Annotated in this window: 8 protein-coding genes and 1 pseudogene; 6 read left to right on the top strand and 3 right to left on the bottom strand. The window is 30.6% G+C overall.

Translation table 11 applies throughout. The features are described 5' to 3' along the window. Positions 1 to 202: 202 nt before the first annotated feature. The 3 genes from M4I44_RS16675 (at position 203) to M4I44_RS16665 (ending at position 2,367) form a co-directional block, all read left to right on the top strand. Positions 203 to 460: a hypothetical protein gene (locus M4I44_RS16675; protein ID WP_249965447.1), complete on the top strand. Its 258-nt coding sequence runs from the start codon at positions 203 to 205 to the stop codon at positions 458 to 460. Between the two features lie 152 nt (positions 461 to 612). Continuing rightward, on the top strand, positions 613 to 1,215 hold the full coding sequence (locus M4I44_RS16670) for a hypothetical protein (protein WP_249965446.1): 603 nt from the start codon (positions 613 to 615) through the stop codon (positions 1,213 to 1,215). A 165-nt stretch (positions 1,216 to 1,380) separates the two neighbouring features. Further along, complete coding sequence (locus tag M4I44_RS16665) at positions 1,381 to 2,367, top strand: phosphotransferase (RefSeq protein ID WP_249965445.1); 987 nt, start codon at positions 1,381 to 1,383, stop codon at positions 2,365 to 2,367. A gap of 144 nt (positions 2,368 to 2,511) precedes the next feature. Here M4I44_RS16665 and M4I44_RS16660 read toward each other — a convergent pair whose 3' ends face one another. From M4I44_RS16660 to M4I44_RS16650, 3 genes and pseudogenes are all read right to left on the bottom strand, one after another. Continuing rightward, positions 2,512 to 2,697: a hypothetical protein gene (locus M4I44_RS16660; protein WP_249965444.1), complete on the bottom strand. Its 186-nt coding sequence runs from the start codon at positions 2,695 to 2,697 to the stop codon at positions 2,512 to 2,514. Positions 2,698 to 3,691: 994 nt separating this feature from the next. Continuing rightward, positions 3,692 to 4,380: pseudogene (locus M4I44_RS16655) on the bottom strand (VIT family protein). A gap of 7 nt (positions 4,381 to 4,387) precedes the next feature. Continuing rightward, positions 4,388 to 4,804 (bottom strand): hypothetical protein, encoded by a 417-nt coding sequence (locus tag M4I44_RS16650; RefSeq protein ID WP_249965443.1) that lies wholly within the window; start codon positions 4,802 to 4,804, stop codon positions 4,388 to 4,390. 333 nt (positions 4,805 to 5,137) lie between these two features. On the opposite strand from M4I44_RS16650, the gene M4I44_RS16645 reads away from it, so the two are divergent. The 3 genes from M4I44_RS16645 to M4I44_RS16635 are packed head-to-tail and all read left to right on the top strand — an operon-like array spanning position 5,138 to position 10,664. Further along, a complete protein-coding gene (locus M4I44_RS16645; RefSeq protein WP_249965442.1) occupies positions 5,138 to 6,487 on the top strand; it encodes a sigma-54 dependent transcriptional regulator in 1,350 nt (449 codons plus the stop codon). Positions 6,488 to 6,492: 5 nt separating this feature from the next. Further along, a complete protein-coding gene (locus M4I44_RS16640) occupies positions 6,493 to 7,635 on the top strand; it encodes an FIST signal transduction protein (RefSeq protein WP_249965441.1) in 1,143 nt (380 codons plus the stop codon). Between the two features lie 2 nt (positions 7,636 to 7,637). Continuing rightward, positions 7,638 to 10,664, top strand: a complete 3,027-nt coding sequence (locus M4I44_RS16635) for a PAS domain-containing hybrid sensor histidine kinase/response regulator (protein WP_249965440.1) — start codon at positions 7,638 to 7,640, stop codon at positions 10,662 to 10,664. Positions 10,665 to 10,713: the final 49 nt, after the last annotated feature.

Below are 10,713 nucleotides of genomic sequence, written 5' to 3'. Positions count from 1 at the left end.
CAAAATTTCATTCAATTTTAATTGAAAAATGGCAGTTTACAGTAATATGTTTTCTAAGAACACATGAGACCAATGGTTGAAACAAATCTATAAAATTTTATAAAATGTCTTAGTTTTAATTCATAAAATATGAGGATTTGAAAAAATCGGCTCTATCGCATCTATTAATAACTATTATCTTCGGTGTTTCAAAATGTATTAAATGAATACCAAAGGTCACTGTTATCCCAAAGTTATTATTCTTCAGGCTGTTTATTTTAAATTGAGATTTACATTGAGTTACAGTGATGTTGAAGAAATAATAAAAACACGTGGAATACAAAATGTATCAGGTTTTAAAAGTTTTGAGTCTGCGAGACGAACATTAGGTGGAACTGAAATTGTGCATATGCTGAGGAAGAATCAGAAGATTAATCCGGGGAGAACTAGGTTTAAATCATTCTGTAAATTGGTGGGCTAACTTTTTAATTACTTAAATTCTTATATTTGATTCTGACAGATGCGAAAGAACTACAATTGATTGACATAGCGATCCAGTTTAGAGTAGATAAGTCGTATCTAGCCATATATGTATGCCAGTTCTATGCAACCTTAAATAAAAATTCGTGATTAATGGAAACAAAAAAGCAAAATAATTTTTTAACCAAGGACATTTTATCAATTTGTTTTTCTCTTGCGGCATTAATATTGTCTCTCAGCAGTTTTTATTTTAGTAACATTCGCATAGACGATGATCTTCAAGCAAGAGTTGCAGGGATTCGGACTATTAGTGGTCGCCACCCTAGTTACGACGGAAGAACGTATGACACAATTTCTACTCAGGTTGCTTTTTTTAATAGAGGTAATCGCCAAGCAATAATTTTAGGCGCTAAATACCAAATAACGCCTAAACCAGTCTTATATGAAAGTCAGGATTCTTTTGAAAGTGATGATTTTCCATTGATTTTAAACCCACACGAAATGAAGCTTATAAGTCTTAAGTTCTGTACCAGGTATATGACTTTTGATCCTGGAATAAAATCAAAATCCTATCTTGGTTTAGATGAACATTTTTTATCAATAGTATACAATTCAATTGATTCAGAGGGGAAAAAACATATTGCATTGCAGAAATTTGCTGTAGTTATTTATACAAAAAAAGGAGTGTATTCTACTTTTAAAGATGTAGATAATTATGATAAATCAATAGCAACTAATTTATTTTCAGATAAATAGAAAATACTATAAATGCCTGCCTATAATAACTACTACAACGGATCTTAACAATGGGTCTAATGGAAAGTTGGTTTTGTATTGGGTATGATTTGGCAAATCCGAAAATAGAGCTTGATTTAGTTCCAAACCAGTTGTAGTACCCACAATTAAACCAGAACAAACCGAATGACAACTTTCCCAGTAATTGCTTCTACATTATCAGAAAAGGATTTAGGTAACTTTATAATAGAAAAATACGATCTAAATAGCAATTTTGAATGTAAATTATTTAGAACAGGAGTAAATCACACTTATTTCATCTCAGATTCAAGTACAAAATATGTTGTCAGAGTTTACTGCTATAATTGGCGAAGTATAAATGAAATTAAGGAAGAATTAGAGCTCCTAAAAACACTAAAAAATAATAATCTTTCTGTTTCATTTCCAATTTCTGATAAAAACGATGAATTAATTCAAGAAGTTAATGCTCCTGAAGGAATTCGTTATGTTGTGCTTTTTTCATTTGCAAATGGTGAAAAAAAACGATTTATGACAAATGAAAATTGCTTTACGATTGGTTCTGTTATTGCTAAAATTCATAATATAACAGCAAACAAAAAAATTGATAGAGTGAATTATGATTCTGAAATACTTTTAAAAAAATCATATAATTATTTAAAAACATTTTTCACTGAAGATTTGAATGAAATGAAATTCTTAAAAGAAATTGGTGAAAAAATATCAAAAACCTTTCAAGAAAGCAATTTGAAAGATAACCAAAAGGGAATTGTTCATCTTGATATTTGGTATGACAATTTCAGTATAAATGGAGAAAATGAAATAACAATATTCGACTTTGATAATTGTGGAAATGGATTACTTATTTTAGATCTTGGGTATTTCTGCAAACAATTATTTTTCATCGAACAAGACAAAAATCAATACGAATTAAAAGTTAAAAGTTTTATTGAAGGTTACAAGGAACTAAGAGAATTATCAGATAAAGAGATAAGCTTAATCCCAGAAACTGGTGCGTCAATTTTTATTTTTTATCTTGGTCTTCAAGCTCAAAGATTTGATTGGTCCAATATATTTCTAACAGAAAACTATCTTAAAATGTTTGTAGGAAGAATAAAAGACTGGTGTACTTATTATAAAATCGATAAGAATTAGCTGTGGCTAGCAAACTTAATATGTAAAAGGAAGTTTTCAAAATTCTTCTTTTCTCAGAGCAGTTTTCCTCTGTCTTCCTGATAGAATCTGTCGCTTCCAATTATAGTAGCTGCTTGGGCTGGTAATGTATCAGATTATGTGTTTTTACCTGTTTACTTTTTCAGCAGTCCGTATGGTGCCGTAATATTTATTGCTAAGTTCTACGGCCTTTTGTTTGAATTCTAACGTGTACTTCTGCCTTGGTTTTTGCATTTCCTTTGTTTTAAAACCAAAGGTCTTGTGTTTCTGTGTCCATTTTATGGTATGAACTCCAGTGTCTCTATGTGCCATAATTTGGCCAAATAATAAAAAAAAAATTGTACCTGGGTTTTCGAGGTGCAAATGGGGTACAAATTTAATCAAAACATGGCTAAACAACCAAAAGAAAAGATAAATAAAGAACGAGCTAAAATATTGTTTATAAATGCTTTAACTCGTTTGTTTGTTTTTGTTTTTTGTTATTTTGTTTCTCTATTTGCCGATACAGAAATTAGTATTCCAGTATCTACTGGGGTTAACAGATGTCGAGGTACATGTAAAGTACAAATCTGAACAAAATAAAACGAAATAAAAACATACAAACCTTTCAATCGAATGACAGTATTTTGTTCATTTGTGAACTGTATTTTTAAGAACACACATTAATCCAGAGGTTACCGTAAAGTTATAGAATATATTTGGAAGAAAAATAATTTTATTTATATTTTATTGAGAGTAGAGCAGGATTCGAACCTAATCGTCTAAACCCCTGCTTATACTGCATTTGTTAATTCTGTTTAATCACTGTGCCACGAAAATTAAAGTGTTAATTTTTGAAGTCAACTTATTGCTTTTTTATTTATGGTTTGACTTGTTTTTTTGTGCTATTTTTATCTAATACTGTAAATTTAAAGTTTTATTTGTCAAATGGATTGTTTTGTACTATAATTAACTTTTGATTGTTTAAAAAACACCTTAGTTTTTTGTGGTAAAATTGAAGGAAACACCATATCGAGCTCTCTAAATAATCTCTACGCCGAACAATACAAAGACCACACCAGTCAGTCTGAACTTGAAAAGTTGAGAAGAATTAATTCGTTTTTTCCCTTTGCATTTTTTTTGAATTATTAAAATCAGGCTTCCAATTTAATAGGAAGTATTGTCAATAAAAGAAATAAGGTAATTAGTTTTATTTTAAAGTCTTGTTTTTAAGGCTTTACGAAATAACGATTTGTTGTATCTTTTATTTTTTTATTTGCTTAAGATTAAATTAAAATTTTTGCAGAACTAAAAAGTAAATTTGTCATTAGGCAGTTTGAACGCCAAAAATATATCCAACTATTGCAGATGCTCCCATGGCAAAAGTTCCCCAAATGCAAATTCGTAACACTGCTTTTAAAGTATTTGAGCCTCCGGCTTTAGTAGCCAATATCCCTGAAAATGCTAAAAATAGAATCGAAAAACCATATTGGTAAAAAATCATGTCTTTTATTGGAGAAAAAATAGCGACCAAAAGCGGAAGCAAGCCTCCAACAATGAATGATATTGCCGACACAAAAGCGACAGTTAGTGGATTGGCCTGCATAATCTCATTAATGCCTAATTCATCTCGGGCATGAGCTTCCAGCGCATCGTATACTGTTAGTTGAGCAGCGACTTCTTTAGCCAATTCGCGATTTAGACCTCTTTGAATATAAATATCGGTTAGTTCTTCCAGTTCCTCTTTGGGCGTGTTTTCAAGCGCAAAGCTTTCTCTTTTTAAATCTGCCGATTCTACATCAGATTGGGAGCTCACTGATACATATTCTCCGGCAGCATTGATAAGGCACCCGCTACTAGGCCTGCTACTGCCGCGAGCAGGATAGGTTCTCTGGTGTCACTTGTAGCAGCAACTCCAATAACTAAACTCGTGGTAGAAAGAATTCCGTCATTTGCTCCGAGTACAGCTGCTCGTAGCCACCCACTTCTGTTTATGTAATGATTTTCAACATGCATAGATCTATTATATTAATTTAATCCAGTCTGGATTTTCGGTATTTTTTTGAACACCTCCAAAATTAGTTTTTAGAAATTCTCTAATTTGAAATTTTGATTTATGCAGGGTATTATTTTTCCATTCATTCAAATCATAAATATGAATCTGTTCTGCATTAGGATTTGTTACAAATGAGATGCGGTATATGGAAGATTTATATTGGGTTAGTTCATTTAAAATTTTACGAGTAGGTACAACAATAAGTATCATTTCCCAATTCAGATAATCTTTTGAAATATTTTTTTTATCCAAGTCAAGTGATTCAATAAAAGCAATTATTTTTTCATCATTTAATTGATTAATTTTTTTATCTATATTTTGTATAACAATGTGTAATACCTCTTTATCTAAAACAATATTTATTTTTCTAAATTGTAATTTCAAATAAAGTTAGCGCAATTTGTGCTAAGTTATTGTCAGATAATCAGTAGAATGATTCTAAATTTTATGCTGTTTAATTTTGTAGAATAATTATGAACATCTTATTTGCTATGTCTTCTTTTAAGCGCGCTTTAATGTTTGGATAAATTTTATCTATCCTTGGTATTGGGTATTTAGTTTTAACTTTTTCTCTTTTTGAATTGTCTGAAATTTAAGGAGTTAAAATTTAGATCAAAAAGAAAATAATCTCGTTGAGATGCAATAACTATCGTTTAAATGTAAATATGTAGGATTTTTTTTGTAGTTTGGTAGTAGTTAAAACTTAAAAGGCTATAGATGAAATCATTTAAAATTTTTTTAGTTGAAGATGATCCTTTTTTTGGAGAAACTTTAAAATACCACCTTAAATTAAATCCTGATTTTGAAGTATTTTTGTTTAAAACTGGAAAAGAATGTTTGGATAATTTATTTCAGAATCCTAAAATTATTTGTTTGGATTTCGGTCTGCCAGATATAAACGGAGATGTATTGCTTAAGAAAATACAACAAACAAATAATAGAATTCCCATTATTATCATAAGTGGTCAGGAAGAAATAGAAGTAGCTGTTGACTTTTTAAAATCGGGAGCTAAAGATTATATTGTAAAAAATAGCCATACAAAAGAACTGCTTTGGAATTCGATTATTAAAATCAGGGAGAATCTAAATCTTATTGATGAAGTAGAAGAATTAAAGGAAAAACTGGAACAAAAGTTTAGCTTTGAGAATACCATAATAGGTCAAAGTGAGGCAATAAAAGTAGTTTTTAACAAAATAAACAAATCATTAAGCACTAATATAAATGTTTCTATAACGGGGGAGACTGGAACAGGAAAGGAAATCGTTGCTAAAGCGATCCACTATAATTCAGATAGAAAAAACAAACCATTTGTAGCCTTAAATATGGCTGCGATTCCTAAAGAACTCGTCGAGAGTGAATTTTTCGGACACGAAAAAGGAGCTTTTACCGGAGCCGATCAGAGAGCAATCGGGAAGTTTGAGCAGGCAGATGGAGGCACAATTTTTTTAGATGAAATTGCTGAATTGGATTTAAATCTTCAAAGTAAATTACTCCGGGTACTGCAGGAAAGAGAGGTTATTAGACTTGGAGGAAAAGAGGTTATTAAGTTTAATGCCCGACTAATAGTAGCAACTCATAAAGATCTAAAAGAAGAGGTGAAAAAAGCAAGGTTCAGAGAAGATCTATATTACAGAATTATAGGACTTCCGATAGAGTTACCGCCTTTAAGGGAACGGGGCCACGATATTTTACTTTTAGCCAAACATTTTTGCGATCTTTTTACAAAAGAAAACAAATTAAAAACCATTACGATCTCAAAAGAAGCTAAAGAAAAATTACTTAAATATAAATTTCCCGGAAACATACGAGAGCTCAAATCTATAATAGATCTTGCTTGTGTTATGTGTGAAAATAATGAAATTTCTATTGATGACTTAACTTTTGAGAGTATAAATGATACTGATTTTTTCTTGTCTGAAGATAAGACTTTAAAAGAGTTTACGGCTGAAATTATATTATATTATTTAAAAAAAAATAATGAAGATGTACTAAAAACTTCAAAACAACTAGATATCGGAAAATCTACGATTTATAACTTAATTCAGTTAAGCCAAACTAAAAAATAAGGTAAATGAAAGTAGCTACAGTTTTATTCGAAAATAATTCTTTTACACGAGAATTGAATGATGACAATTTAGATTTCGGTGATTCAGAATTAGTGTTGGGTTTTGGTTCAAGAGATTTATTGTCGGATGAAAAAGTTTTTAATCATCTAAAAAATAAATTTCCTGCATCACAATTGATTCTTTGTTCTTCGGCGGGAGAAATTTATGAAAATGAGGTCTTAGACAATACCATATCTCTCACGGCAATTAAATTTTCTTCAACTGTAATTAAAACGGATGAAGTTGATATAGCTGCTTTTGAAAATAGTTTTCAAGCGGGTTCTTCATTAGTAGAAAAGTTTGATCAGGATAATTTAAAAATGCTGCTTGTATTCTCTGATGGAGGAAAAGTAAATGGAAGCGAGTTAGTAAACGGAATGAATGCCGCTAAAAAAGAAGTAGTATTAATTGTTGGCGGTCTTGCCGGTGATGCAGCAAGATTTGAAAAAACGGTTGTAGGATTGAATGAAACTCCTGTACAAGGTAAAATTATAGCTATTGGTTTTTACGGCAAAAAATTGCTGGTATCTCATGGATCTTTAGGAGGTTGGGAAACCTTTGGATTGGAGCGAATAGTTACCAAATCTAAAAGTAATGTTTTATATGAAATTGATGGAAAGAATGTGTTAGATCTCTATAAAAATTATTTAGGAAAATATGCCGAAGAACTTCCGGGTTCTGCTTTACTTTTTCCTTTGTCAATAAAAATTGATGAAGTTGATGAGCCAATTGTCAGAACCATTTTATCTGTAGATGAAACCAACCAAACTATGACTTTTGCAGGTGATGTACCGGTAGGAAGTAAAGTACGATTTATGAAAGCTAATTTTGACAGATTGATTGATGCTGCAAGTGGAGCCGCATCGTTTTGCTTGGAGGTAAATAGTTTTAATCCAAAGCTTGCCCTTTTAATTAGCTGCGTTGGACGAAAACTAATTTTAGGAAGCAGAATAGATGAAGAAGTTGAAGCTGTTTCTGATGTTTTTGGAGACAAAGCAATTATTTCCGGTTTTTATTCTTATGGAGAGATCTCACCGCTGAAACCCTTTGGAGAATGTATTCTTCACAACCAGACAATGACTATTACCTGTATTAATGAAATAGATTAGTTATGGATATTCATAAACTTTTACAGAGACAAATTAATAAAAATGTGCCAGTTGATCTTCAAGATAATCCATTTTTTCAATCCTTTATAAAAACAGTTAATGACTCTTATCTGTCTTTTGAAAGAGATAAGGATTTAATGGATCATTCCTTTAAGGAAAGTGAAAAAGAGTATAACGAAGTACACCAAAATTTAAAGAAAGAATATGAATTAAAACAACAATCTATTTTAAATCTTTACGAGAGTCTTACCCATTTAGATCAAGGATACAGATTAATAAAGGAAAAAGAAAGAAATGATCTTCTTTTTATTTCAAAATATGTAGGTGAACAAATTACTAAAAGAAAAGAAACTGAAAAAAAACTATTTGAAACTGTTCAGTTTTTAAAAACATTATTAGGGAATTTACAATCAGGAATCTTGGTTGTAGATAATAATGATACAATTTTATATGTTAATCAGTATTTGTGTGATATGCGTAATATCAGCGCTTCTCCAGATGAAATGATTGGAGAAAAAGCAACTAAGTATATCAATGATGTTCAGTTTTTGTTTAAAGACAGTGAAGCGTACAAAAATAGGATTAAAGAAATATTATCCCGTAAAGAAATTGTAACTGGCGAAATACTTGAAACAACAGACAATCGTTTTTTTGAAAGGAATTATATACCTATTTTCATTGATAGAGTATGTATTGGTCATCTTTGGAAGTCTATAGATGTTACGGAAAGGACTAAAAGTAAAAATTTATTAAAACAGAGTGAAGAGCGGAATCGTATTATTATGAATTCGTCATTAAATGCTATTGTTACCATTGATGTTACAGGAAAAATAACTTTTTGGAATAATCAGGCCGAAATTATTTTTGGGTGGAAAAAAGAAGACGTTTTAGGGAAAACGTTAAATGAAACTATTATACCTGATCGGCATAAAGAAGAGCATATAAAAGGGCTAAAGTATTACCAGAAAACCGGTAAAGGGCCAGTGTTAAATAAACAAATAGAGTTACCGGCTGTTAATAAAATGGGACATGAGTTTACGGTAGAAATTTCTATTATACCCTTAGAGCAAAATGGCGAAGTATTTTTTTGTTCTTTTATACAGGATATTTCAGAGCGAAAAAAGGCAGAGACTAAATTAAAAAATCAGGAAGAGAAGTACCGCAATATTATTGCTAATATGAATTTAGGACTTATCGAAGTTGATAATGATGAAATAATTCAATTTGCTAATCAAAGTTTTGCTAACATATCTGGATTTGAAGTTGAAGAATTAATTGGTTTAAATCCTTCCAAAACATTTGTTTTTGGAGAGAATCTAGAAAAATTGAATGCTAAAAATAAACTACGGGAAAATGGCATATCTGATGTTTATCAAATTCCGGTTAAAAATAAAAGGGGAGAATTAAGATGGTGGGCAATTGGTGGTGCGCCTAATTATGATGATAAAGGTAAATTAGTAGGATCTATAGGAATCCATTTAGATATTACCGAGCAAAAACAGATGGAAATTGAACTGGAGAATCAAAAAATCAAAGCAGAACTAGCCTCTAAAGCAAAAGAAGCTTTTTTAGCCAATATGAGTCATGAAATACGTACCCCGTTAAATGGTATTATTGGCTTTTTGAGAGAATTAGGGAGACAAAACTTAACAGATCTGCAAAAAAAGTATGTAGAGAACAGCACTGTAGCGTCAAAACATTTATTATCCATTATAAATAACATATTAGATATCTCAAAAATTGAAGCAGGAGAGATGTCACTTGAAGAAGAGGATTTTGTTTTTGAGAATGCAATAGCTAATGTTGTAAATATTCTTGAGCCATTGGCAAAGAAAAAAGGATTAAAGTTGATCAAACAAATTTCAAAAGATGTTCACAGTGTTTTAAAAGGAGATAGTTTAAGATTAGAGCAAGTATTGTTTAATCTTGTTGGCAATTCTTTGAAGTTTACCAATAAAGGAAAAATATTCTTGAAGTGTGAAGTATTAAAAGATATTAAAGCTTTTCAGAAACTGCAAGTTTCTGTTATAGATACAGGAATAGGAATGGAACAAAGTTATGCGGAAAATATTTTCAATAAATTTTCTCAGGAGGACAAAGCAATTACCCGAAAATTTGGAGGAACAGGATTAGGTATGACCATTAGTAATGAATTGATTCAGTTAATGAAGGGAAATATTAATGTTCAAAGTGAGAAAGGTGTAGGTACTACCATTAGTTTTATTATTGATCTAAAAAAAGGAAGTATCGACAACATTAAAAAAGTTCAGGATGAAATTAATATAGATATTTCAGGAGTTAATATTTTACTGGTAGAAGATAATGTTATTAATAGAATGGTTGCTATTAATTCACTAAATTACTTTAATTGCCTGGTAACTGAAGCAACAAACGGTATTGAGGCGATAGAAATTTTAAAAAACAAAAGTTTCGATATCATATTAATGGATGTCCAGATGCCTGAAATGGATGGAATAGAAGCTACTATGCAAATCAGGGAAGAATTGAAATTACGAACACCTATAATTGCCCTTACGGCCAACGCTTTTAAAAGCGAAGTTGATAAATGCAAAAATGCAGGTATGGATGATTATATCACAAAACCTTTTGAGGAGTTTGACTTAATTGAAACCATTTCAAGATACACTTATAAACAATCGCTTGAGGTAAATGATTCTATCAAAGAAAAAAATAAGAAACTCTATGATTTAAAGGCTTTGCACAGCATTAGTAGAGGGAATTCAGAGTTTATTACAAAAATGATTGTAATTTTTATTGATCAGATAGAAGAGGTTATTCCAAATGCAGAAACAGCTTTACATTCGGATGATTTTTTAGTTTTGAGCAATCTTATGCACAAGATTAGGCCAAGTATTGAAGGAATGGGAATCGTAAGTATAATTGAGGGTATCAAAAAATTAGAAAAAATCACTAAAGAAGATTTTGATAAAGATAATATTAGTGACATCTTTTTTCAAATAAAAAGCACATTACTTAGTGCTGTTGAACAATTGAAGGAAGAAATCTAAAAAGAAATTTTTTCCTTATTTTGGAAAACTTTCCAAAATAAGGAAAATC

The organism is Flavobacterium sp. B183, from assembly GCF_023539155.1.
Taxonomy (GTDB): domain Bacteria; phylum Bacteroidota; class Bacteroidia; order Flavobacteriales; family Flavobacteriaceae; genus Flavobacterium; species Flavobacterium tructae.
This window is presented reverse-complemented; position numbering and strand designations above follow the sequence as displayed.